We start from the raw sequence: 24,265 nt of genomic DNA on the forward strand, positions 1-24,265 counted from the left end.
ACCGGCCCCTCCAGGACAGGGGCACCTCGACCGAGGGCACCCCGAACGCGCGAAAGGCACCGCGTGCCGCCCCGGCGCCGCCCCGAGGGGCCCGCCGTTCGCAGGCAACGCGGTGCCTCGACCGCTCACACGCCACATCAACCCGCGCTGATCGGGATCTGACGGGGCTTGAGCGACGCGCTCTTCGGCAGGTGAATCCGCAGGACGCCCGCCTGAAGCTCCGCGGAGATCTTCTCCGAGTCGATGCCCTGCGGGACCACGAAGCTGCGACGGAAGTCCGGCAGGTTGTCCGCGCTCTGCTCGCGCTCGGCCGCGTCCGTGCGCCGGCCCTCGAAGCTCAGCTCCCCCTTCTCCAGGCGGATGGCCAGATGATCCTGCGTCACACCCGGGAGATCCGCCACGACCAGGAGCTCCTCGGCGTTCTCGTAGATGTCCACCGCCGGGGCCACCGCAGGGCGCTGCTGGATTTTCTCAGGGTTGGTCTCAGCGCGGTTCGTCAAATTGCGATCGGTGCTCATCTTCTTCACTCCTTCCTCGCTTCCTCTCCTTCAGTGCATTCCAAATCCGCTGCTCGCGGGAGCCTCCCTCTCCGTCAGCTCTCGTCAGCTCCCGCCCGCCTCAGCGCGCCGTCACCGTGATTTGCCGCGGCTGCGCCTCGGCGGCCTTGTTCAGCGTCAGCGTCAACACGCCGTTCCTCAGCACCGCCGTCGTCTTCTCGGGATCGACCTTGCTCGGCAGCGTGAAGCTCCGGCTGAAGCGCACCCCGCCCCGCTCCTTGCGGTGGACCAGATACCCCTCGGGCGCGTCCGGCTTGCGCTCGCCGCTCACCGTCAGGACGTCCTGGTTGAGCGAGATCTGCACGTCCTTCTCCGTCAGCCCAGGAAGGTCCGCCTTCACGACCAGCGCGCTGCCCGTGTCGTAGAGGTGGATGCGCGGGCCCGGCGTGTACCGCGGCGACTGGTCGAACTCGCCGCGGAGCGACGAGCGGGGCGCGTCGTACTCCTCGAACACCCGATCCATCCGCCGGCGAAGCTCATCCATCATGGCAAACGTGCGATCGAAATCCGTGTAACGGTTCAGCATGGCGACTCCTCCGTGACCCCCGCGCGCGGCGCGCGCCGGGGCCTCGCCCGCGGCGCCGTCACCCTGCTCGCGACGGCCCTTTTGTTGTAGCGTTACGGGACCTTGGCTCCGAGAGCCGGTCTCTTCGCACCGCCCAATCTTCGCACGCCGCCGGGGGTGTCAAGAGCCGGGCCAGCCACCTCTCGCCGCGCCAGACCGGCAGGAAAAGCGGACACGACAGCTCCGGCCCGCCTCCCGGCAAAGGACCTCCAGGACACCCGCAAGGCGCCCCCGGCAAGCTCCAGCAAGACCCTCACCGACGCGCCCGCCCGGCATATCGCCCAGCTTGGACAACCCTAGAGATACGTTCCAGAAAATGCTACAAACCATGGACATGCCGAACCGCCCGCCTGCTCGCCGCTCGCGGACCGCCCGCCTCCTCTCGGCCGCGTCCGCCGCGGCGCTGTCGCTCGCGCTGATCTCGGGCGCCGCGCTGGCGCTGCCGCCCGTGGGCGACCGGGCGCCGAACGCGCGCGTCGAGGACGCCGACGGCCGCGAGCTCCAGCTCAAGGCGCTGTGGGGCAAGCCGGTCCTCATCATGTACGAGGACAAGGACTCGGCGACGCAGAACCAGGCCCTCAAGGACGCGGTGGCGAAGCTCGCGAAGGGCGACCGCTACCGGCGCGCCATCGCCGTCGCCGCGGTCGCCGACGTGAGCTCCTACGACTTCTGGCCGGCGAAGGGGTTCGTGAAGGACGCCATCCGCGAGGAGTCGCGGAAGGTCGGCGCGACCATCTACTGCGACTGGGACGGCACCTTCCGCGACGCCTACCGCCTCCGCCGCGGCATCAGCAACGTCATCCTCGTCGGCAAGAACGGCCAGGTGCTCTTCGCGGCCGAGGGCAAGCTCAAGCCCGAGGCGCAGACGAAGCTCCTCGACCTGCTCCGCAAAGAGGTCGAGGGCTGACCGCGGCGCGCGTCCTGACCGCGGCGCGCGTCCTGACCGCGGCGCGTCGAGGGCCGGCCGCGGCGCGCCTTCAGCTCGCGTCCTTGCGGCGCCGGCGCGAGAGCAGCGCGGACTCGACCTGCGCGCGGATCTCCCCGATGTCCGGGGCCGCCACGATGCCGCCGCGCGCCTCGATGAACGGCCGGAGCGCCTCGGAGCCCGCGCCGCCCACGATCCACGCCGCGTCCCGACAGGCGTCGGCGTAGGCGTCGATGAGCTCGCGCGCGGTCGGCGGCGGCGGCGGGATCGCGACCGTCAGCGCGACCATGTCCGGCGCGAGCGACTCGACCGCGCGCGCGATCGCGGCGGGCGGCGTCCGCGGGCCGAGCACGATCGAGCGGAACCCCCACGCGCAGAAGCGCAGGCCGACGCCGAACAGCCCGAGCACGTGATCCTCGTCGGCGAAGGCGGCGAGCAGCACGCGCCGGCCGCTCTCGCCCGGCTGCGCGAGCCGCAGGAGGTGCAGCAGCGTCGCGCCGAGGACCTGCGAGGCGAGGTGCTCCTGCGCGACCGTGATCTTCCCCTCGTGCCAGAGATCGCCGATGCGCTCGAGCGCAGGGCCGAGCGCGCGCTCGAAGATCGTCACCGCAGGGCCGAGCGAGAGGGCGCGGTTCACCTCGGCCTCGAGGGCGTCGGGATCGAACCGGATCGCGGCGTCCACGATGCGCTCGCTCGCGCCCGCGAACGCGTCGCCGCCGTTCGAGGGCGCCGGGGCGCGCGGCGCCTCCGTCTCGAGCACCATGCGCGCCGCCTCGGCGGCCGCCATCCCGCCGTTCACGTAGTCGCGCATCTTCTTGATCACCGCGACGTCGTCATCGCTGTACAGGCGGTACGCCGACGCCGTGCGCGCAGGGGACGGCACGCCGTACCGGCGCTCCCACGCGCGCAGCGTCGCCGAGGACACGCCACACATCTTGGAGACGGCATGGATTCTGTAACGGCTCACGTGGACAACCCTGGTCAACCCGCCGGGCCTCAGCCGCCAGCGCCGGCTCGACGCGCCGAGCCGACGGGCAGCGAGGCCCAGGAAGGCCATCTTGTGCAGATGTTTTCGCCTTTGTCAAAGGCTGGGACAAACATTATACTCGCCGCCATGCAAAACACCAGCGCTTCGTCGGCGCAGGAAGAGCGGCCCGGCGCCTCGCCGGGCGGGGACGGGGCTGCACCGGCGCGGGCGCCGCGCGCGGCGGGCCGCCGGGGCCCGCGGCCGCGCGCCGTCGTGATCGGCAGCGGCTTCGGGGGGCTCGCGGCGGCCGTGCGGCTCGGGGTGCGGGGCTACGAGGTCACGGTCGTCGAGAAGCTCGACGCGCCGGGCGGACGCGCGTACGTCCACCGGCAGGACGGCTTCACCTTCGACGCGGGGCCGACCGTCATCACGGCGCCGTTCCTCTTCGAGGAGCTCTGGCAGCTGTGCGGCCGGAACATGGCCGACGACGTCGATCTCAGGCCGGTGGCGCCGTTCTACCGGATCCGCTTCCACGACGGCGTGACTTTCGACTACACGGGCGACGCCACCGCCATGCGCGCCGAGGTCGCGCGCCTGTCACCCGGCGACGTCGAGGGCTACGAGCGCTTCGTCAAGCGGAGCGAGGCGATCTTCCGCGTCGGGTTCGAGGAGCTCGCCCACGTGCCGTTCGGGTCGTGGACGGACATGGCGCGCATCGTGCCCGACATGATGCGGCTCGAGAGCTACCGCACGGTCTACGGGCTCGTCGCGAAGCACGTGAAGGACGACCGCCTGCGCCAGGTGCTGAGCTTCCACCCGCTGCTCGTCGGCGGGAACCCGTTCTCGACGACCTCGATCTACAGCCTGATCGCGTTCCTCGAGCGCAACTGGGGCGTGCACTTCCCCATCGGCGGCACGGGCGCCCTCGTGCGCGGGCTCGTGTCCCTCATCGAGGGGCTCGGCGGATCGGTGCGGTGCGGCGCCGAGGTGCGGCGCATCTCGGTCGAGGGCGGCCGCGCGCGGGGCGTCGAGCTCGCGTCGGGGGAGCGGCTCGCGGCCGACGTCGTGGTCTCGAACGCGGATTCGGCGTGGACCTACCGGCACCTCGTGGCGCCCGAGGCGCGGAGGCGCTGGACCGACCGCCGCATCGAGCGGCAGCGCTACTCGATGAGCCTCTTCGTGTGGTACTTCGGCACGCGCCGGCAGTACCCGGACGTCGCGCACCACACCATCCTCCTCGGCCCGCGGTACAGGCCGCTGCTCGAGGACATCTTCCAGAGGCACGTGCTCGCAGACGACTTCAGCCTGTACCTGCACCGGCCGACCGCCACGGACCCGGCCCTCGCGCCGCCCGGGTGCGACGCGTTCTACGTGCTGTCGCCGGTGCCGAACCTGCTCAGCGGCACGGACTGGCCCGCGACCCAGGAGCGCTACCGGCGCTCGATCGCGGCGCTGCTCGAGGCGACGCTCCTGCCGGGGCTCGAGGGCGCGCTCGCGAGCTCGCGGCTCCTCACGCCGCAGGATTTTCAGGACCGGCTGCTGTCGTTCCGGGGCGCGGCGTTCGGGCCGGAGCCGGTGCTCACGCAGAGCGCCTTCTTCCGGCCCCACAACGCGAGCGAGGACGTCGAGCACCTCTACCTCGTCGGGGCAGGGACGCACCCGGGGGCCGGCCTGCCCGGGGTGCTCTCGTCGGCGCGCGTGCTGGATCGGGTGGTGCCGGATGCATCGACCTTCGGTTGAGGCGTCGGCGGCGGACTTCGCCGCGTGCAGGGCGCTCCTGCGCAAGGGGTCGAAGAGCTTCGCCGCGGCGGCGCTCCTCCTGCCCGCGCGGGTGAGGGAGCCGGCCGCGGCGTTCTACGCGTTCTGCCGCGTCGCCGACGACGCGGTCGACGAGCTCGGCGAGCACGCCCCGCCGTCGGCCGCCGCGGCGGCGGTGGCGGCCCTGCGCGAGCGGCTCGCGCGCGCGGCGATGGGTCGCCCCGACGACGGCCCCGTCGACCGGGCGCTCGCCCACGTCATGGCGGCGCACGCGCTGCCGCGCGCGTTCATCGAGGCGCTGCTCGAGGGGTTCGCGTGGGACGCGGAGGGGCGCCGCTACGAGACGCTCTCGGAGCTGAACGCCTACGCGGCGCGCGTGGCGGGCGCCGTGGGCGCGACGATGTCGACGCTCATGGGGGCGCGCGGGCCCGACGCGCTCGCGCGGGCGTGCGATCTGGGCGTCGCCATGCAGCTCACGAACATCGCGCGCGACGTGGGAGAGGACGCCCGGCGCGGGCGGATCTACCTGCCGCTCGCGTGGATGCGGGAGGCCGGGATCGAGCCGGACGCGTGGCTCCTGCGGCCCGCCTTCGACGACCGGCTCGGGCGGCTCGTCGCGCGGCTGCTCGACGAGGCGGAGGTGCTCTACCGCCGCGCGGGCGCCGGGATCCCGATGCTGCCGCGCGACTGCCGCGCCGCGATCCAGGCGGCGCGGCTGATCTACGCGGACATCGGGCGCGAGATCGCGCGCCGCGGCTTCGACTCGGTGTCGGCGCGGGCCGTGGTGTCGCCGGGCCGCAAGCTGTGGCTCGTGCTGCAGGCGCTCGTCCGCAGGCCGGTCGCGCCGGCGGAGGAGCGCGAGCACGGCGCGGCGCCGCCGCTCGACGAGGTCCGCTTCCTCCTGGAGGCGGCGCGATGAGCGCCGGGGCAGGCGGCGCGGCGGCGCGGGAGCGCGACGCGGCGCGGGCGCGCGTGCGCGAGGCGGGCGGCGAGGCGCTGCTCGCGCGCCTCGAGCACCTCGACGCGGCGCGGGCCGCGCCTCCGGGGCCGGCGCCGCCGCCGCGGCCGCCGGACCGGGGCGCGGCCGTCGATTTCGACGTCGTCATCGCGGGCGGCGGGCTGTCGCTCCTGCTCGCGCCGATGCTCGCGTCGGCCGGGCTGCGGGTCGCGGTGCTCGACCGGGCGCGGATCGGCGCGGCGCACCGCGAGTGGAACGCCGGGACGGCCGAGGTGGCCGCGCTCGAGGCGTCGGGGATCTTCGCGCCGGGCGAGGTGGAGCGGCTCGTGGTCGCCCGCTACGTCGAGGGGCTGTGCCGCTGGCACGGCGGCGGGACGTACCCGGTGCGCGGCGTGCTCGATCACGCCATCGACGCGGGGGGGCTGCTCGCCGCGGCGCGGGCCCGGGCCGAGGCGCTCGGGGTGACGCTGCTCGACGGGCACGCGCTGCTCGGGCACGCGGAGGGGCCGGACGCGGTCGCGCTCGCGGTGGCCGAGGCGCGGCCGGGCGCCGCGCCGCGCGGCCTGTCGGCGCGGCTCCTCGTCGACGCGCGCGGCGCGGCGAGCCCCTACGCGACCGCGGACCTGGTCTGTCCGACGGTGGGCGGCGTGCTCGCGGGGCTGGCCGAGGGCGACGGCGAGCGGCGGATCCGGCCGGACGTCGGCGAGATCCTCGCCACCACGGAGGACGTCGAGGAGGGCCGGCAGCACCTCTGGGAGGCGTTCCCGGGGCGGCCGGGCGAGACGACGGTCTACCTCTTCTATTACGCGCGCTCCGGGGACGTCGGGCCGGGCGCGCTCCTGTCGCTCTACGCGCGGTTCTTCCGGCTCCTCTCGCGGTACAAGGAGGGCGACGCGCGGCTCGTCCGGCCGACGTTCGGGTTCATCCCCGGCTGGTCGCGGCTGTCGCCCGCGCCGCGCGCGCCGGGGCGGCGGGTGCGGCTCGTGGGGGACGCGGCGGCGCGGCACTCGCCGCTGACGTTCTGCGGCTTCGGCGCGAACGTCCGCGAGCTCGCGACCACGGCCGCCGACCTGGCGCGCGCGGTGGCGGACCCGAGCGCGCCCAGCGCGGCGCGCGACGCGCCGGTGCACGCGGGCACCGGCGCGCTGGCGGCCCTCATGGCGAGGCCGGCCGGCGGGGCGAGGGCAGGGGAGATGAACGCGCTCCTCAACACGGCGTTCGCCGTGCTCCACGCGATGGGCGACGACGCCTACGCGGCGCTGCTGCGCGACGAGATGCAAGCGGCCGATTTCGTTCGATTCTTGCGGGAGACGGCGGCGCGGCGGCCCGAGGTGTACCGCGAGGTCGTGAGCGCGCTGCCGCTCCGGGCTATCGGCCGCTGGGGCGCGGGGCTCGCGCGGGAGCTCTACCGCGCGCGTTGAGTGCGCGCGTCCTCCGCGGCGCCCGCCGCTGTGCGGCGCGCGAGCACGAGGGGGCCGAGGAACAGGCCGTACGGCGGGCCGCCGGTGCTGTGGTGGACGCGGTGCGCGTCGCGGACGCGCGCGAGGTAGGGGATGCGCGCGAGGCCCGAGACCGGGAGCCGCCGGTGGACGAGGCCGTCGTGGACGAGGATGTACGCGAGGCCGAAGGCGGTCATGCCGAGGCCGAAGCCGAACGCGGCCTCGCGCAGCGGCCCCGGCGCGCCGTCGACGCCGTAGATGATGAGCCCGGCGGCGATCGGGGCGTGGAGGAACGCGAGCGCGTCGTTCTGCTCGAAGGCGCCGCGCCGCTTCGTGTGGTGGGAGCGGTGAATGCTCCAGAGGGCGTGGTGCCAGACCCTGCCGTGGAGGAGCGCGGCCCACAGCTCCATGACCGCGAAGGCGGCGAGCGCCGTGGCGATCCAGATCGCGAGCGTCATCGCGCCCTCCGCATGCGGAACGGCAGGAGGAGCTGCACCCAGGGGCTGGCGAAGCGGTCGAGCGAGAGGGCCTCGTGGACGACCGTCGCCGGCTTGCCGCCGAACGTCGCGGCCGCGAGGGAACGCGCGTAGAACGGCGTGTCCTCGTAGGTGCGGAGGAGCCGCGGCGCGGAGCCCGGGTCGGCGGCGATCTCCCGCGCCATGCCCCAGCGCGTGTCGCCGAGCGGCCGCGCGGCGAGCGGCGGGAGCTCGCGCGCCCCGCCCCTCGCGTCGAACGCGGGCGAGAGGAGCATGCGCGTGCCGTCGCGGCGCCGGACATCGTAGGTGAGGGCGATCCCGTCCGACCCGACCGCGCGCGACCAGGTCCAGCGCTCGAACGCGCGCTCGAGCGGCTCGTCGCCGGCGTTCGTGTCGAGGTAGGCGCTGCCGGAGAAGCGCAGCGACGGGTGCGCGAGCTCGACCTCGGCGCGCGCGATCGGCGCGAGCGGCGACCAGCGGTGCCGCCCCGCTCGGTCCAGCGCGACCCCGGCGCGCGCGCCCAGCGCCGCGGCCTCGGGCACGGACGGGCGGAGGCGCACCGTCCCGGCGAGGCGCGAGGGGACCGGCGCCGTGACCTCGTCGAAGGCGACGCGGAGCTCGCCCCCGGACCACTCCATCACGCTCGGGCCGATGGCGAGCGACCGCGGCGCCCTGAAGACGGCGCCCCGCGGCCGTTCGGTCAGCGCCCAGCGGTCGGCGCGCGGGCCGTACAGCGCGATGTTCATCGCGCAGTGCATGAGCGGGTCCGCGGCGCCGCGCGCGCGCGCCCTGGCGTAGTAGGGCGAGAAGACGCTCCCGAGCATCGCGATGATCGTGATCGCGCTCCGGCCGTCGTCGCTCACCGCGTCCAGGTACCACCAGGCGTAGCCGCCGCTCGGGATTTCGAGGTCGAAGCGAGGTCCTCCATCACGCTCCGCGCCGCGAGGTGGCCGCTCAGCGCCGCCATCGGCACGCCCGCCCCCGGGTGCGCGCTCCCGCCGGCGAAGTACAGGCCCGGGAGCTTCGATCGCGAGGCCGGGCGCGCAAAGGTGGAGTTCCACCCGTGGGACACCGGCCCGTACAGCGCGCCCCCCGTCGCCGGGAACATGCGCTCGAAGTCCGCCGGCGTCGTCGACACCGGGGAGTGGCTCGTGCTCCTCAGCGAGAGGCCGAACCGCTGCAGTTGCTGGAACACGCGCTGTTCCCATTCGTGGATCTCCGTGGATGAGGGGGTGTGCATATCACCGGTCGCGGGGGCGTTGACGATGAAAAACAGGCGCTCTTCTGCGAGCGCGCGCGCCGCGTCGAGCTCGGGGGGCGGCTGGCTCCAGCGGTCCTCGGCGCAGATGTAGATGGTGGGGTCGCGCGGGGTCTCGGCGCGCTCGAAGAGGTCGCGGAACTCGGCCTCGTAGTCCCTCGAGAAGAAGACGTTGTGCCGGAGCAGGGGAAAGCCGCTCACCTCGGCGACGAGCGCCAAGGTGCGCGCCGAGAGCGACCGCGGCGCCTCGGCCGGGGCCTTGCGGGCGGCGCGCTTGCCGAAGAGGCCGCTCCGCAGCGCCGCCGGGTCGGCGTTCATCACGATCGCGTCGGCCTCGATGCGCTCGCCGCCCTCGAGCACGACGCCCGTCGCGCGGCCGCGGCCGTCCTCGATGGCGGCGACGTGCGCGCCGCAGCGGAGGATCGCCCCGGCGCGGATCGCGGCCGCGGCGAGCGCCTCGGCCACCCGGTACATCCCGCCCTCGGGGGCCCAGACGCCCTCGCGCTCCACGTGCGCGATCACGCTCAGCGTCGCGGGCGCGAGGTACGGCGACGAGCCGCAGTAGGTGGCGTACCGCCCGAACAGCTGGAGCAGGCGCGCGTCCGCGAAGAAGTCGCTGAGCGCGCGGTGGAGGGTGCGGTGCCCGTCGATCTTCATCATCCCGCCGAGGCCCAGGCTGCCCGCCGTGCTCAGGATCGTCTTGAGCGTGGGCCGCTCCGCGCGCATGAACGGCGCCTCCACCGCGTCGAAGATCTCGCGCGCGTACCGGCAGAACCGGCGGTACCCGTCCGCCTCGCGCGCGCCCGCGAGCGCGCCGATCGCGTCCGCGCTGCGCTCGAGGTCCGCGAAGAGATCGAGCCTCGAGCCGTCCAGCCAGGCGTGGCGCGCGAGCGTCTCGACCGGGCGGAGCGGCACGCAGTCCCCGAAGCGGAGCCCGAGCGACGCGAAGATCTCGTCGAAGACCCACCGCATCGTGAGCGTCGTCGGGCCGACGTCGAGGCGGCGATCGCCGATGGCCAACTCGCGCATCTTTCCGCCGACGCGCGCCGCCCGCTCGAGTAGCACGACGTCGAGCCCGTTCGATGCCAGGAGCGCGGCCGCGGTCAGCCCGCCGATGCCCCCGCCGATCACCACGACGCGATCTCTCTTGTCCACCATGGATCCGCAGTGTACCCGGCGCGCGCGGTTTGTCTATACTTTGTTTAAGTCGTGTTCAAACTGTTGACAATCCCTCGATCATCGCCCAAAACTCGGTCGATATGGATTTCGATCGCCGGATCGAGCGCGTCCTTCTCGTCGCCATCGAGTCGCTCTCCTCGCCCGCGTCGCCGCCCGGGCTCCTCGCGGCGACGCACCACGCCGTCTTCCCTGGGGGCGCCCGCATCCGGCCGCGGCTCTGCCTGGCCGTCGCCTCGGCGTACGGCGATCCTGCGCCGGAGGTCGCCGACGCGGCGGCGGCGGCGGTCGAGCTCATCCATTGCGCGTCGCTGGTCCATGACGACCTCCCGTGCTTCGACGACGCGCCGCTCCGGCGCGGCCAGCCCTCGGTCCACCGGGCCTTCGGCGAGCCGATCGCGGTGCTCGCCGGCGATCAGCTGATCGTGCTCGCCTTCGAGGCGCTGGCGCGCGGCGCCTTCCACGCGGTGGCGAGCGGCGTGTCGGACGCGCGGCGGGCGGTCCGGTTCTTCGAGGTGCTCGCGGGCGGCGTCGGGATGCCCCAGGGGATCATCGCCGGGCAGGCGTGGGAGTCGGAGGCGAAGGTCGCGCTGTCGGCGTACCGGCGCGCGAAGACGGGGGCGCTGTTCGAGGCGGCGGCGACGCTGGGCGCGCTCTCGGCGGGCCAGGACGGGGCCGCCTGGGGGGACCTCGGGCAGCGGATCGGCGAGGCGTACCAGGTCGCGGACGACGTGCTGGACCTGATCGGCCAGCCGGAGGACATGGGCAAGCCGGCGGGGCGGGACGGGGCGCTGGGGCGGCCGAACACGGCGCTGGAGCTCGGGCTCTCGGGGACGACGCGGCTGCTCCAGCGGCTCATCCAGGACGCGGTCGAGTCGGTGCCGCAGTGCCCGCGGGCCGACGACGTGCGGTCGTGGGCGGTCGAGCTGGGGGACAGGCTCCTCCGGGCTTGCGCGAGGCGGGCGGAGGTCTCGAACATGAGCTCCGCGTAGCGGGCTCTGCTCGGCGTGCGCGGCCCCCGGAGGAGGGTGTGTTCGCGCCGGACGCGGACGGGCTGAGCTCGCCTGGGACGTCGCGTGCCCTCGGGGGCCTACGGCCGTTCAAAGGGGGGAGCTCGGCGGGCCGTCCGAGACTTAGGGGTTGCGGAGGAACAGGGCTGTTTGCGCGTCGCCGGACGGAAGCGAACAACGGGCTTCGGGAAAGGCCTTAATACGGCGTCGATGCGAGACAGAGCGCGTGCGGGCCGGCTCGACGAACGGTGTTTGGAGTGCCATCCTCGCCAGACCTTTCCGCGCCTGCCGCGGCGGGCATGAGCGTGGGGCGGCGCAGAGGGGATATGCCCTGCGCCTCGTGAAGCAAGGGGTGGGTCGTAGTCCGCGATCGGGGGGATTGGGGATGAGGGCGATTCGGGAGCAGCACGCCACCATCGTTTCTCGCAAGCTCGAGGCCGACAGCCCAGGGGGGATGCGCGAGGCGATCACCTCCGTCGAGCAGCTCGCGCGCGTCGCGCGAGGGCGGCTCCGCGACCGGGTGGTGGACGTCGGGAGCCCGACGAACGCAGGCCTCCGGGGCGCGCCGAGGAGCGCGAGCTTCGTCCGGCCGAGCGCCGCCGTGCCGCTGCACGTGTCGCGCATGCTGCTCGATCGACACCAGCTCGCAGCCCACGCGCTCGCCCACCTCTACGCGGAGATCGAGGCCTGCAGATCGCTCGCCAGCTGGGCGTGCGAGGCGGGCGGCGAGGCCAGGGCCGTCGCCGAGGCGCACGCCGGAGCGCTGGTGCTCTCGCTGCGCGGAGGCGTCGATCTGGGAGGCGGAGAGATCGCGCCGCTCGGCGAGCTCGAGCTCCGCGACGACGAGGTCGCCAAGGCGATCGGACACCCCGCGGTCACGGCGTGGGCGCGCGCCGCGGGCTCGGGCGCGGCCGTGGCGGCGCTCGCGCGAACGGCCGCGGAGCAAGGGATCCCCGGCTGCGGCGGCGCCGAGGACGAGCGCGTCGGCTGGATACGGCACAACATGCGCGACTTCGTGGAGCGCCTGGTCGAGCCGCTCGCCCCGGAGATCCACCGGCGCAACGGGCTCATCCCGGAGTCGATCGTCCGCCGCATGGGGGAGTTCGGGGTGTTCCGGCTGGCCACCGCGCCGGAGCACGGCGGCGATGGGCTCGGCGCGGCCGCCATGGCCGCCGCCGTCGAGGAGCTCGCGCGCGGGTCGCTCGGCTTCGGCGTGCTCACCATGACCGCATCCATCGCGGCGGATCTCCTCGCCCGATCCGGGACGGACCTCCAGCGCAGGACCTGGCTGCCGCGCATCGCGGGCGGCGAGGCGCGCTGCGCCCTCGCGCTCTCGGAGCCCGCCTACGGGTCGGACCTCGCGCGCGTCGCCACGCGCGCCGAGCGCCAGGCCGACGGCAGCTACCTCATCACCGGCAAGAAGACCTGGGTCACCGGCGCGTCGCGCGCCGACCTCGTGCTCACCCTCGCGAGGACGACGGCGCACGGCGGACAGGGGCAGCAGCCGCTCGGGCCGAGCCTCTTCGCCATCGCCAAGCGGCGCGGCGCGCCCGGCGCCGACTTCCCGGACGCGGGGATCGCCGGGTCCGAGCTGCGGGCGCTCGGACAGCGCGGCATGGGCCATTACGAGCTCCGCATCGAGGGGCTCCAGGTCGGCCGCGAGGCGCTGCTCGGCGAGCGCGAGGGCGAGGGGATCGCCCAGATCCAGCGGTCGCTCGCGATCGGCCGCGTCTACGCGGCGGCGTGCGGCGTGGGGGTGGCGCAGGCCGCGCTGGAGCTCGCGCTCGAGCGGGCCAGGACGCGCGTGCAGTTCGGGTCGCAGCTCATCTCCTTCCCGCGCGTGGCGCACCGGATCGGCGGGCTCATCGCCCGCGTCGCGGCCGCGCGCCAGCTCACGCGCGCCGCGGCGCAGGCCGCGGACACGGGGCAGCCGTGCGAGCTCACGTCCGCCATGGCGAAGCTGTTCTCGAGCCGCGCCGCGTGGGACGCGGCCGACGCCTGCATGCAGATCCACGGGTCGAACGGCTACGCAGAAAGCTCGGTCCCGGCGCGGCTCCTGCTCGACGCGCGCAGCCTCGCGTTCCACCTGGGCACGCGCGAGGTGCTCGCGCAGGGCATCGCGCGCGCCCTGCTCGAAGGATCGCTGCCCTGAGCGGGCCCGCTCCGGCGCGCGAGCGCACGCGGCCGTGGGCGCGCGCGCCGCGCCGGGCCAGCGCGCGCGGGCGGCGCCGTCGTCAGCGGTGCGCGCCTGTGCCATCATCGCGCGGACCGATGGTCCGCGTCCGCTCTCCCCGCTACGGCCGCAAGCTCGACGATTTCACGGTCGGCGCGGTGTACGCCCACCCCTGGGATGTCACCGTCGACGAGGGGATGCTCGCGCTCTTCGCGGCCTCGTTCCAGGACGCGATCCCGACTTACTCGAGCCGCGTCGCCGCCCGCGCGGTGGGGCTCAGGGACAGGCCGGTGAGCCCGCTGCTGCTCCTCAACCTCGGGATCTCCTTCAGCGTCCACGACGTGAGCGAGCAGGCGATCGCGCACCTCGCGTACATCGACGTGCGGTTCCCGGAGGCCTGCTACCCGGGGGACACGCTGCGCGCGAGCTCGATGGTCATCGGCAAGAAGCCGGTGTCGACGGGCGACAAGGGCGTCGTCCACGTCCGGACGCAGGTGGTGAACCAGGACGGGCAGCTCGTCTGCTCGTTCGAGCGCAAGGCGCTCGTGCCCCCCGGCCGCGTCGCGGAGCGCCCCGCGGACGCGCCGCACGCGGTCGTGCAGCCGGACGAGCCCCCGGGGCGCCTGCCGCGAGAGCTCGGCGGCCCGCTCGCGCCGCCGGCGCGCCACGGCGGCTTCGCCTGCTTTTGGGAAGACTTCGAGGTGGGCGACGTCCTCACCCACGAGGTCGGCCGGACGGTCGGCGACAGCGAGCACATGCAGCTCGCGACCTTCCTGCGCAACTCCCACCCGCTGCACCTCGACGAGCAGTACTGCAAGGCGAGCTCCTTCGCGAAGACGCGCGTCGTCCACGGCGGGCTCGTGCTGTCCTGGGTGCTCGCGCTCTCGAGCCGGGACACGGCCGGGTGCGGCGTCTGGGACCTCGGCCTCGACGACGGCGCCCACCCGAGCGGCGTCCTCGCGGGCGACACGCTCTTCGCCGCGTCGAAGGTGATCGCCCGGGAAGAGGCCGGCGCGGGCGCGGGGAGCGTCACGTTCCGGATCGTCGGCGTGAAGAACACGCCGCCGCGCGCGCTGCTCGAGCAGGGGGCCGATCTGTTCACCCCCGAGCTCGGCAAGGCCGACGGCAGGGTCAAGGAAAAGGTCGTGGAGATCACGCGAACGCTGCTCGTGCGGCGAAGGGGCTAGGCGCGCTCGCGCGCCGCGACCGCGGAGCGCGCCGCAGAAGAGGGATCCCCCGCGGGGCGCGCCGCGGCATACAATGCGCGTCATGAGCACCGGCGCTCCGCGACGAGGGACAGAACGGCCATGAGCGCGGCTGCGAGCCGTGAGCTCGAGGCGCTCCGCGCGCGCGTCGCCGAGCTGGAGCAGGCGCTGTCCCGCGCCGAGGCGTCACGCCAGCGCGGCTCCAGCCCGGACCGGCCCGCGGAGCCGGGCAGCGCGCGAGGCCCCGTCGCCATCGGGTGGGAGGCGCAGCTCGACGAGGCCGAGCAGGCGGCCCAGATGGGCAACTGGCTCTGGGATATCGGCTCGAACCACGTCACGTGGTCGCGGCAGCTGTTCCGGATCCTGGGCTGCGACCCCGCGACGGACAAACCGTCGACGGAGACGTTCCTCGCGGCCATCCACCCCGACGACCGGGAGCAGATGCGCGCCGGCCTGGAGCTGGCGATCGAGACCGGCGAGGGATCGGGCGCGCGCGCGTTCCGCGTGCTCCACCGGGACGGCGCGGTGCGGGAGTGCCTCCTGAGCAGCCTGCCCGTCGTCGAGGGGGCGGGCCCGCCCACCCGGTTCTTCGGCGCGGTCGTCGACCTCACCGAGCGCCGCCGCGCCGAGCAGGAGCTCCGCCGCAGCGAGCGCATGCTCAACGAGGCGCAGCGCATCGCCCAGGTGGGCAGCTGGTCCTACGACCTCGCGTCGCGGACCATCCGCTGGTCCGAGGAGCTCTTCCACATCCTCGGCGTCGACCCGTCGGTGCGCCCGACGTTCGAGCTCTTCGCGAGCCTCATCCACCCGGAGGACCGCCACCGCGTCTTCGGCGGCGCGGAGAGCGCGTCGCCGCTCGGCATCGCGAGCCCCGTCGAGTGCCGCGTCGTGCGCCCGTCGAGCGGGGAGCTGCGGCACGTGCAGATGGCGGCGCAGCTGCTCACCGACGACGCCGGGGCGATCACGGGGCTCGTCGGCACGAGCCTCGACATCACCGAGCGCCGGCGCCTCGAGGAGCAGCTCCTGCACAGCCAGAAGCTCGAGGCGATCGGGCGCCTCGCCGGCGGGGTCGCGCACGACTTCAACAACATGCTCACCGCGATCTTCGGGCACAGAGAGCTCGCGGTGCGCAAGGTGCCGCCGTCGTCGCCCGTGCTCGATCACCTCACGCAGATCGGCACCGCCGCGGAGCGCGCCGCGGCGCTCACGCGGCAGCTGCTCGCGTTCGCGCGCAAGCAGCTCATCCAGCCGACGGTGGTCGACCCGAACGCGCTCATCCTCGGCGTCGAGCCGCTCCTCCGCCCGCTCGTCGGCGAGGACGTGGAGCTCGCCGTGCTGCCGGGGAGCCAGGTCTGGCCCATCCACATCGATCGCGGCCAGTTCGAGCAGCTGCTCATGAACCTCGCCGTGAACGCGCGCGACGCGATGCCCGCCGGGGGCCGCCTGACCATCGAGACCGCGAACACGACGATCGAGGCGGGCGACGCGGCGTCGAGGCCCGAGATCGAGCCCGGCGACTACGTGGAGCTCACGGTCACCGACACCGGGCAGGGCATCGACGACGCCATCCGGCACTACGTGTTCGAGCCGTTCTTCACGACGAAGGAGCCGGGCAAGGGGTCGGGGCTCGGGCTCGCGACGTGCCACGGCATCGTGAAGCAGCACGGCGGCCACATCTGGTTCTCGAGCGCCCCCGGCGAGGGGACGCGCTTCACGATCTGCTTCCCGCGCGTGCGCGGCGCGCCGTCCGAGCAGCCCGCGCGGGCGCCCTCCGCCGTCTCTGGGGGCGGGGAGACGGTGCTCGTCGTGGAGGACGAGGCGCAGGTGCGCGACCTCTGCGTCACCGCGCTGCGCTCGTTCGGCTACTCGGTCCTCGCGGCGCGGAACGGCAAGGAGGCGGTCGCGCTCGCGGCGACCTATTCCGGCGTCATCCACCTGCTCGTGAGCGACGTGGTCCTGCCTGACGCGCGCGGCCCCGCGGTCGCGGCGGCGCTCGCCCGCGCGCGCGCGCCGCTGCCCGTCCTGTACGCGTCGGGCTACACCGAGGACTCCCTCTTCCCGGGCGATCTGCTCGACGGGTCCGTCCACTTCCTCTCCAAGCCGTACACGCCCACGCAGCTCGCGAAGGCGGTGCGCGCCGTGCTCGACGCGTCCGCGCAGGCTCGGCGGGCGAAGGGCCCGGGCGACGCGCCGCCGCCGGCGGCCGCCGAGCGCCTGCAGTGAGCGCGCCCGCGCGCGACGGAGGGCACACACGGCGGAGCGGCGGCGCCGGAGCGCGCCGCGTGTGCGGGCGTGTGTCCGCGCGCGCTCCGGCGCCGCCGCTCCGCGCTGGCCCGAGCGGCCGGGGAGCATCTATCCTGGACGGGCGGCCGTCTCGATGAAGATCCGGGGCTCAGCGCTCATGCATACGAGGACCTACCTGCAGACGCGGTGGGGGAGCCAGGCCATGTCGGTCCTCGACGCCAAGCTGCCCGCCGCCGCCCGCGCGGTCTTCTCCTCGCCTGATCTCGTGGCGCACAGCTGGTACCCGGTCGCGGTCTGGAACGCCATCGCGGACGAGATCTCGAGGTGGCCCAACAAGACCGGTGTCATCCGCGATCTCGCGGCCTACGTCGCCGAGCAGGACCTGACGCTGGCGCACAAGGTGCTCATCAAGCTCGGCACGCCCGCGCTCGTCATGCGGCAGGCCGGCGTGATGTGGGGCATGTATTTCAACGGGGGCCGGCTCGCCCCGCTCGCGGAGGGCGAGCGGTTCTTCCGCCTGATCCTCTACCTCGGCGTCGATCCTCAGTCCGACCCGGGGCGCCAGATCTGCAGAGACGCCGTGCCGGCGTGGCAGGAGAACGCGCTCCGGCTCTCGGGCGCGCGGGGCGGGCAGAGCCTCCACACGAGGTGCCGTTTCGAGGGACACCCCACCTGCGAGTATGAGGTGCGCTGGCTCCGCTGAGGCCGCGGCGGCGCGGTCGCGCCGCGCGCCGGCGCGGGGGCCGCGGCGGGCGCGTCACGTCTTGGTGCAGAACGCGAAGAGGTTGACCTGCGCCTCCTCGGCGCGCACCTCGACGGGGGTGGTCCCGAACTTCGAGCGGGCGAAGAGCGTCTTGAGATCATCGGCGCTGCGATGGATGAGCTCCCACTCGAGGACGTGGTCCATGAAGGCCTTGCTCGGGTTGTTCACCCCGAAGTTGCCGACGACCGCGATGCCCCCGGGGAGGAGCTTGTCGTGCATGCAGTTGAGGAGGCTCACGACGAGGTCGTCGCGGAGGTAGTCGGTGAGCCCGATGCTGTAGATCATGTGCTGGGGCTTGAGCACCGTCCTGCCGCGGCCGTGGGCGAGCCGCACCACGTTGTCCTGGGCGAAGCTGAAGCGGTCCATGACGCCGAGCTCCTCGGCGATGCCGGCGGCGTAGGCGAGAGCCTGGTTGTCGATATCGATGCACGTCGCCTTGATGTCGGGCGGCTCGCCCCCCTCGGCGAAGAGGTCGAACAGCTCGCGGGCCGGGCCGCTCGCCAGGCTGGTCACGAGGATCTGGCCGGGCCCGTGGACGCGGCAGGCCTCCCGGAGCGCGCGGCTCAGCACGCCGCGCCTGTTCTTGACGGCGCGGCAGGCCTCGAGCTCGAGCCCCCAATGGTCGATGAAGCGGCCGAGGCGGCCGTCGCCCGAGGGCTCGTCGTTGTACATCATCTCGATCGTATAGAAATCGCCCGCGTAGCCGCGCGGCTTCGTGTAGCAGCGGTCGACGGTGCGGCTCAGCATGAAGAGCGAGAAGGTCTCGCGGAAGACGTAGGCGCCGATGCCCTTCTCGAGGTGGCGCTCGCGCTCGATGTGCTCGCGCAGCGCGGACACGATCGTCTGGCACGCGGCGCTCACCTTCTCCTGGATCTCCGCCTCGGGGTGCTTGGCCTCCTTGACCATCCTGTCGGCGATCATCATCTCGAACTTGAACTGTTCGACCGTGTCGATGAGCTTCGGAGGGATGTTGTTGGTGCCGGCCTGGCCCGTCCTCGCCGCGTGAAAGCGGTTGACCTGGGGCACGTCCTCGACGAGGAGCGGGGGGAGCATCGCGGTGTTCTCGCGGAGGCGCTGGGCGAGCATGATCGCGAGCGACTGGTAGAAGCGCGCCGCGAGGCCGGGGACGGAGGCAAGCAGCGAGTGGACATACGGGCCCTCGATCACGTCGAGGGTGCACTCCTCGCGGGCGACGACGGAGGCGCTCGCGGCGGCGCTCTCGAGGAACGACATCTCGCCGAAGATCGCGCCGGGGCCGAGCTGGCGGAGGGCCACGCCGCGCCCGAGGTGGGCGACCTCGACGCCGACCAGGCCGCTGCGCACGATGAAGATGCCCTGCCTGCGCGAGCCCTCCTCGAGGATCTGCTCGCCCGGTCGGTAGGTGACGCAGGTCGACTTCTCCAGCAGCAGCCGCTCGTCATCCTGGGTCAAGAACTCGAAACCTGTCGACATGATGCCTCCCGACCACCGCGCGACGCCTCCGCGTCGCGGCGAGCTGGATCCCTCCCCCGCCGCGGCGACCGGACGTCCACGCGTGCGCCTCTTCTACCACGACGCATCGCGACCTCGCTGGGGCATGGCGCGCCCCTCGGCGGCTCGGCCCCGGCCCAGGGCCGCGGCCCTCAACGCGGGAGCGCGCGCGCTCCGCTCACCGCGGGGCGCAGGCCGCGAGGCCGCCGTCCTCGGCGAGCAGCAGCACACAGGTGCGGAGCACATCCATTCCGGCAAATCCGTCCGACGGGCAGGCCCCCCGCCGCTCGCCGGGCAAGAGATCGAGTTCCGCGGCGGCGTCGAACCCCGCCAGGTGGAGGCGAGCGCCTGACAGCACCGGAACGGTGTGCTTGCCGGAGGCGGCGTAGGCGCTCCGGCCGCCGGCCGCCCGGCGCGACAGCCGCCTCCCCGCGGGCGAGGCGGCGAAGAGGGAGCTCTGCGACGCGCCCGAGTCGACCTTCAGCGTCACGGCGATCCCGTCGACCGTCGCCGCGGCGGTGATCTCGTGGCCCTGGTTCGGGCTGCCGCAGTGGCCGAGCTCCGCGACCGCGGCCTCGCCGAACCGCGCCCGGAGCGCGCGGGCGGCCTCGTCGCGGGGCGCCTCGGTCATCCGGCCCTCGCGCAGGTCGAGCACGACCGCGCGGCCCGCCCCGGCCAGCGCCTGCGGCGCGAGGACGCCGCCGATCCCGAGCCGCTGCAGCGCGTCGGGGACGGGGACGACGAGCAGCGCGGGCGCGTCCACCGAGCCCCACCCGGCGAGCGCGATGGTCGCGCGCTCGATCCGGGAGACCGGCAGGGGCCTGCCCGCGTGATCGACCGCGACGTCGCCGGCCGTCGAGAGCGGCAGCGCGAGCTCGTCGGCGAGCCAGCGGGCGAGCACGTGGTGGGAGGCGCCGGTGTCGACGATCAGCGCGGTCGGCTGGCCGGCGACGACGGCATCGATGAGCGGCGAGGGGAACGGGCGCTCGTTGAGCTCGAACTGGAGGCTCGCCCGGCGCCCCCCGGCGCTCGCCGGCGCCGGCGCCGACGCCGCCGAGCCCGCCGGCTCTGCGGGCGGAGGCCCGACGGCGGCGCCTTCGACCGGCGCCGCGCCGTGCGCCGAGGCGGGCGCCGCGCGGACCGCGGCGGGCTCGGCGCAGCCGGCCGCCGCGAGCGCGCCGGCGGCGAGGGAGATCGAGAGCGCGAGGGCGGCACCCCCACGAGCGCGCTTCACCCGCGTCACCAGCGCTCGACCTGCCGCGGTGAAGGCCGGCCCCGGGCCTCGCCGCGCTCGCCTCTCCTCGCAGAGCTCGCAGAGGAGAGCCTCTCTCGCATCGTCATCAATCCATCATTGGCCGGCGCCCGACCTCGGTCAAGCGGCCTCTACCGATGAGCCCGGAGCGCCGCGAAGGTGAGCGCAGTCGACCTTGAGATGTGTCGCCAGCAGAAACCGCACCTCGGCGGATCGACGGGTGCCCTCGTGTTCTCTGCCACTCTCGCGGCGCGCAGGCACCCGCGCGCGGGCGGCGCCAAGGCATCTGCGCCGAGGTTCCTCGCGCCGGTTGTCAGTCGGCCCGTCCGGCTCCAAGGTGTCCGCAGGAGAGGGAAAACGCATGATCCACATCGAGGCGAGGCACGTGATCCGCTGCGACGAGGGCACCTTCTGGGAGCTGTTCTTCAGCGGTGAGGTCAATGAACGGATGTACCGCGACGTCCTCAAATTCCCCTCGTTCGAGGTGCTGGAGCAGCGGGAGGACGAGCGCACGCGGGTGCGCAAGGCGGTCGGGCAACCCCGTATCCACGCGCTCCCCGCCGCCCTTCAATCGATGCTCGGGCCGAACTTCCGTTACGTCGAGGAGAGCGTCTTCGACAAGGCCGCGCGGACGTGGAGCTGGACCATGGCGCCGAGCCTGCTCTCCGATCGGCTGCGCAACTCGGGCACCCTGCAGGTCGAGCCGTCAGGCCCCGGCCAGGTGACGCGCGTGGCGAGGGCCACGATCGAGGCGAAGATCTTCGGCTTCGGCAAGATGCTCGAGGGCCTCATGGAAAAGGAGATGCGCGCGGGCTGGGACGACAGCGCGGCGTTCCTGAATCGATGGATCGCGGAGCACCCGGCCCGGGCGGAGGCGAGCGTCCAGCCGGCGTGAGGGCAGCGCGCCCCGCCCGGAAGGTCGGGCGGAGCGGCGATCACGGGCTCGGGGAGGCGCCGAGGCGGCGCTCCACCTCGGCGCGGGTCGGATAGGAGGGCTGGCACCCCTCGCGCTCGACCGAGATGCCGGCCGCCGCGATCGCGAGGCGCAGCGCGGCCTCGATGGCCATCCCGGAGGCGAGCCCGCCGGCGAGCACGCCCGCGAGCGCGTCCCCCGCGCCGGTCGTGTCGACGGCGCGGGCGGGGAGGGCGGGGAGCTCCTCGCCCGAGGGCAGCAGCACGGCGCCGCGCGCGCCGCGGGTGAGCACCACGCGCTCCGGCAGGTGACCTCGCAGCGCCTCGTGCTCGAGCTCGTTGACCACGGCGAGATCGAACCGGCCGACGAGCGCGGGGTCGATGGCGTTGACGGGCGATGGATTGCAGATCGACAGCGCGCCGTCCGCCCGCGCCGCCGACAGCACGCCGGCGATGGCCTCGGCCGGGATCTCGCCCTGACACAGCCAGACCGAGGCCCCGCACGGCGCGGGCGGCGCGACGAGCGCGTTGGCGCCGGGGATCGCGAGGATCTGGTTCTCCCCGGCGTGGTCGACGCAGATGAGGGCCACGCCGGTCGTCGCGCCGCGGTGGACCGCCACGGCGGAGAGGTCCACGCCGTCGGCGACGAGCGCGGCGGCGCAGAGCTCGCCGTGGGCGTCGTCGCCGCGCGCGCCCGCGAGCCGCACGCGGGCGCCGGAGCGCGCCGCCGCGACCGCCTGGTTCGCGCCCTTGCCGCCCGGCGCGACGAGGAAGCGGCGGCCCAGCACCGACTCGCCCGGGCGCGGCAGCCGCGGGCCGTAACCGAGGAGATCGGCGGTGATCGAGCCGCAGATCGCGAGCAACCCCATGTCCGCCGCATACCACGAACGCGGCGGCGCGGCGCCGCGGGGCGGGCCCTCGCGCCGATGAGAGGTGACCGCTCGCGCGAGATCAGCCGCCGAGCGCGCCGCTCGGCCCCAGGGCGAGCCCGAGGGCGAGCAGCGTCGTGCGGCCGAGCAGCCATGCGAGCGCGCGCAGCGGCCATTTCGTCTGGCGCGCCGCCTCGCTCCGCGCGCCCTCGCCGAGCTCGTGCTCCGCCTTGCCGGCGCGCGAGAGCCGGTGTCTCCGGGCCCTCTCCATCCGCTTCTGCGTCGACTCGCTGGCGAGCTGCGCCGGCGTGCGCGCCTTGGGCCGCGGGCAGATCTCGGCGTCGAAGAGCAAGGCGCCGTCTGGGGCGTAGCGGCGCGCGCCCGAGCCGTTCTCGAAGAGCCAGACGCCGTCGTCGGCGGCGAGGAGCACCGAGTCGCGCCAAACGCGATCGGCCGGGCCGTCGAGGCAGGTGCGGAGCTCCTCGTCCCCGGGCTGGGCCACCCAGAGGCGGCGGTGGTTGAGCACGCCGACGAGCCCGCTCCGGCTGACCGAGAACGAGAGCCCGTCGAGCGAGCCGTCCTTCGGATTGACAAGGAACGTCCTGAGCCCGCCGCGCGGATCGACGACGTCGAGCCGCACCCCGCGGTGGCGGGAGAGGACGCCGAGCCCGCCGCCGGGCAGGCGCCGGACGACCTTCACGCCGCGCCGGCCGAGGACCGCTCCGGGGAGCGCGGCGGCGTCGCCGTGCACCACGGCGAGGCGTCCCTTGTCGATCCGCAGGTGGAGGCCGAGGGCGCGCGCCTCCCGCCCGTGGAGCGACGCGATCATCGCGTCGCTCGTCGCATGTTTCCCGAGCGAGGCGCCCGTCTTGCCGTCGAGCACCTCGTGCCCTTCGCGGGAGGAATAGAGGATGATGCGCTCGCCGTCGGACGCGAGGCCGAGCGCCTGCTTGCCGAGCCTGCCGGGGACGCGCTCGCGCCGGAGCCACCGCACCCGGAGGTCCGGGTCGAGCGCCATGACGACGCGTTCGTGCACCTCGTCGACGCTCCGCCGCGGCCCGGTCCACTCTCCGCTGGCGAGCGAGAGCAGGACGAACCCTCCGTCGTCGAGCGGAGCGACCCTGGGCGCCTCTCTCCAGTCGAAGAGCCCTTCTTGCACGGGCGCGGCGTGCCCGCTGATGGGGGCGAACCGCTCGGACGCGATGAGCCACGTTATCGGCGCGCGGTCACGGGCTCGTTGCGAGGATGTTTCGGGGACGTGCGGGGCCGCGGCGCAGCGCTCGCAGCCCTCCCCGGGAGCGCTGGAGTCGCGCGCGCCGGCGCAAAGCGCGCAGGGCGACGGATCGAGCCCTGGGGCGTCCGGGCGCTCGTCCGGGGGCGCGGTCTCGGCCTCCTCGCCGACGAGGACCGCCTCGGGGTCGAGCCCGGCGATGGGGATGGCGGCCGGCCAGCGGCGGCGGGCGTGCTGCGCCCCGCAGCTCGAGCACGAGAGGGGCGTGAGCGCGCTCGAATCCACCGCGAGCGGCGTCCGGCAAGAGCGGCACGCGGGCTTCGACCGAGAAAATTCGAGCGACAGTGACATTTCCTGCACACGCTGCACCTCGCCGGGCAGCAGGCGCGGAGCGCGGTAGAGCGGCTCGCGTAGCATGCGATGCCACACGCGGTTGGCGATCTCGGTGAACGTGCCGCACCCCGAGCAGAAGATCTTCGTGTCGACCCGGTTGATGGGCAGCATCGCCTGGCAATACCGGCACCGCCCCCGCATCGTTACGCACAGCGCTTCCACGGCAGCGTCCTCGCTTCCCGCCTTCGTCCCGCGCGAAACGCCCGAGGACGGTGAATGATAAAAGCGACATCGGTGACGAGATGTCAAGTCACAGTTCTGCGGATTCCAGTCGAGAAACTGCAATGGATCTGCGTCGCGCTGGAATCCAGTCTGCCGGTTGCTCTCGTCGGTCGGTTGCCGTCCGCGCTCGTCGGCGTCCATCGGCGTTCATCGGCGTTCATCGGCTTTCGTCGTGGGTGGCGGGCGTTGCGCTTCCACGCGGCGCAGGTCTGCGATATCGCGGTTCGGTACCGCGAGGGGGCCGCTGGAGGGAGCCGGCGCTGTGATCCGCGGTGAGCGCTTGTACAATAGAGTGCGCTTCGAAAATACGTCCGAGCTCCGGCGTGTCGTTCCCTGTCACGGCTCGATGTGCCGGTTGCCGGCGTCGCGTCTTTGCGCATTTGCGCCTTCGCGTTAACTCTTCTTCTCTCTACCTCCCTCATCCTGGCATCTCTACACCTCG

General features: G+C 73.9%; 20 protein-coding genes. 10 read left to right on the plus strand and 10 right to left on the minus strand.

Annotated elements, in window-relative coordinates:
• Nucleotides 1–137: 137 nt before the first annotated feature.
• Together WME83_RS04145 and WME83_RS04150 are read right to left on the minus strand one after the other, a co-directional pair.
• Nucleotides 138–518: an Hsp20/alpha crystallin family protein gene (locus WME83_RS04145; RefSeq protein WP_437317949.1), complete on the minus strand. Its 381-nt coding sequence runs from the start codon at nucleotides 516–518 to the stop codon at nucleotides 138–140.
• Nucleotides 519–618: 100 nt separating this feature from the next.
• Nucleotides 619–1,083 (minus strand): Hsp20/alpha crystallin family protein, encoded by a 465-nt coding sequence (locus WME83_RS04150; protein ID WP_061626667.1) that lies wholly within the window; start codon nucleotides 1,081–1,083, stop codon nucleotides 619–621.
• Between the two features lie 367 nt (nucleotides 1,084–1,450).
• Between WME83_RS04150 and WME83_RS04155 the strand changes: the two genes are divergently transcribed.
• Nucleotides 1,451–2,029 (plus strand): YtfJ family protein, encoded by a 579-nt coding sequence (locus WME83_RS04155; protein ID WP_437317950.1) that lies wholly within the window; start codon nucleotides 1,451–1,453, stop codon nucleotides 2,027–2,029.
• A 70-nt stretch (nucleotides 2,030–2,099) separates the two neighbouring features.
• Here the strand turns inward: WME83_RS04155 and WME83_RS04160 are convergent, their stop codons facing one another.
• Nucleotides 2,100–3,104 (minus strand): MerR family transcriptional regulator, encoded by a 1,005-nt coding sequence (locus tag WME83_RS04160; protein ID WP_437317951.1) that lies wholly within the window; start codon nucleotides 3,102–3,104, stop codon nucleotides 2,100–2,102.
• Between the two features lie 57 nt (nucleotides 3,105–3,161).
• On the opposite strand from WME83_RS04160, the gene WME83_RS04165 reads away from it, so the two are divergent.
• From WME83_RS04165 to WME83_RS04175, 3 genes are read left to right on the plus strand one after another with little or no spacing between them, the layout of a single operon-like run.
• Nucleotides 3,162–4,754, plus strand: coding sequence for a phytoene desaturase (locus WME83_RS04165; RefSeq protein WP_437317952.1), 1,593 nt, complete (start codon nucleotides 3,162–3,164; stop codon nucleotides 4,752–4,754).
• A complete protein-coding gene (locus WME83_RS04170) occupies nucleotides 4,735–5,691 on the plus strand; it encodes a phytoene/squalene synthase family protein (protein ID WP_437317953.1) in 957 nt (318 codons plus the stop codon). Before WME83_RS04165 ends, WME83_RS04170 begins: the two co-directional genes overlap by 20 nt.
• Complete coding sequence (locus tag WME83_RS04175) at nucleotides 5,688–7,151, plus strand: lycopene cyclase (protein WP_437317954.1); 1,464 nt, start codon at nucleotides 5,688–5,690, stop codon at nucleotides 7,149–7,151. Before WME83_RS04170 ends, WME83_RS04175 begins: the two co-directional genes overlap by 4 nt.
• Here the strand turns inward: WME83_RS04175 and WME83_RS04180 are convergent.
• From WME83_RS04180 to crtD, 3 genes are read right to left on the minus strand one after another with little or no spacing between them, the layout of a single operon-like run.
• Nucleotides 7,136–7,627, minus strand: coding sequence for a beta-carotene hydroxylase (locus WME83_RS04180; RefSeq protein WP_437317955.1), 492 nt, complete (start codon nucleotides 7,625–7,627; stop codon nucleotides 7,136–7,138). The genes WME83_RS04175 and WME83_RS04180 overlap by 16 nt on opposite strands.
• The gene (locus WME83_RS04185) at nucleotides 7,624–8,508 is read right to left on the minus strand and encodes a carotenoid 1,2-hydratase (RefSeq protein ID WP_437317956.1); all 885 of its coding nucleotides are present in this window, start codon (nucleotides 8,506–8,508) and stop codon (nucleotides 7,624–7,626) included. Before WME83_RS04185 ends, WME83_RS04180 begins: the two co-directional genes overlap by 4 nt.
• Nucleotides 8,505–10,061, minus strand: coding sequence for a 1-hydroxycarotenoid 3,4-desaturase CrtD (crtD, locus tag WME83_RS04190; protein ID WP_437317957.1), 1,557 nt, complete (start codon nucleotides 10,059–10,061; stop codon nucleotides 8,505–8,507). Before crtD ends, WME83_RS04185 begins: the two co-directional genes overlap by 4 nt.
• Nucleotides 10,062–10,162: 101 nt before the next feature.
• On the opposite strand from crtD, the gene WME83_RS04195 reads away from it, so the two are divergent.
• The 5 genes from WME83_RS04195 to WME83_RS04215 all read left to right on the plus strand — a co-directional run bounded on the left by WME83_RS04195 (nucleotide 10,163) and on the right by WME83_RS04215 (nucleotide 17,414).
• Nucleotides 10,163–11,071, plus strand: a complete 909-nt coding sequence (locus tag WME83_RS04195; protein WP_437317958.1) for a polyprenyl synthetase family protein — start codon at nucleotides 10,163–10,165, stop codon at nucleotides 11,069–11,071.
• Nucleotides 11,072–11,474: 403 nt separating this feature from the next.
• Entirely contained in the window at nucleotides 11,475–13,241 is a 1,767-nt protein-coding gene (locus WME83_RS04200) for an acyl-CoA dehydrogenase family protein (RefSeq protein ID WP_437317959.1), read from the plus strand.
• Between the two features lie 119 nt (nucleotides 13,242–13,360).
• Nucleotides 13,361–14,449, plus strand: a complete 1,089-nt coding sequence (locus WME83_RS04205; protein WP_437317960.1) for a MaoC family dehydratase — start codon at nucleotides 13,361–13,363, stop codon at nucleotides 14,447–14,449.
• A 120-nt stretch (nucleotides 14,450–14,569) separates the two neighbouring features.
• Entirely contained in the window at nucleotides 14,570–16,690 is a 2,121-nt protein-coding gene (locus WME83_RS04210) for an ATP-binding protein (RefSeq protein ID WP_437317961.1), read from the plus strand.
• Between the two features lie 178 nt (nucleotides 16,691–16,868).
• A complete protein-coding gene (locus WME83_RS04215) occupies nucleotides 16,869–17,414 on the plus strand; it encodes a hypothetical protein (protein ID WP_148313296.1) in 546 nt (181 codons plus the stop codon).
• A 54-nt stretch (nucleotides 17,415–17,468) separates the two neighbouring features.
• Here the strand turns inward: WME83_RS04215 and WME83_RS04220 are convergent, their stop codons facing one another.
• Complete coding sequence (locus WME83_RS04220; RefSeq protein WP_437317962.1) at nucleotides 17,469–18,926, minus strand: cyclic nucleotide-binding domain-containing protein; 1,458 nt, start codon at nucleotides 18,924–18,926, stop codon at nucleotides 17,469–17,471.
• Between the two features lie 196 nt (nucleotides 18,927–19,122).
• The gene (locus WME83_RS04225; protein WP_437317963.1) at nucleotides 19,123–20,178 is read right to left on the minus strand and encodes a retropepsin-like aspartic protease; all 1,056 of its coding nucleotides are present in this window, start codon (nucleotides 20,176–20,178) and stop codon (nucleotides 19,123–19,125) included.
• 379 nt (nucleotides 20,179–20,557) lie between these two features.
• On the opposite strand from WME83_RS04225, the gene WME83_RS04230 reads away from it, so the two are divergent.
• Nucleotides 20,558–21,091 (plus strand): DUF2505 family protein, encoded by a 534-nt coding sequence (locus WME83_RS04230; protein ID WP_437317964.1) that lies wholly within the window; start codon nucleotides 20,558–20,560, stop codon nucleotides 21,089–21,091.
• Nucleotides 21,092–21,131: 40 nt separating this feature from the next.
• On the opposite strand, the gene WME83_RS04235 is transcribed toward WME83_RS04230, so the two are convergent.
• A complete protein-coding gene (locus WME83_RS04235; RefSeq protein ID WP_437317965.1) occupies nucleotides 21,132–21,977 on the minus strand; it encodes a ribokinase in 846 nt (281 codons plus the stop codon).
• Between the two features lie 82 nt (nucleotides 21,978–22,059).
• Complete coding sequence (locus WME83_RS04240) at nucleotides 22,060–23,763, minus strand: hypothetical protein (RefSeq protein WP_437317966.1); 1,704 nt, start codon at nucleotides 23,761–23,763, stop codon at nucleotides 22,060–22,062.
• Nucleotides 23,764–24,265: the final 502 nt, after the last annotated feature.

It is taken from the genome of Sorangium sp. So ce385 (assembly GCF_051474135.1).
GTDB lineage: Bacteria > Myxococcota_A > Polyangia > Polyangiales > Polyangiaceae > Sorangium > Sorangium cellulosum_D.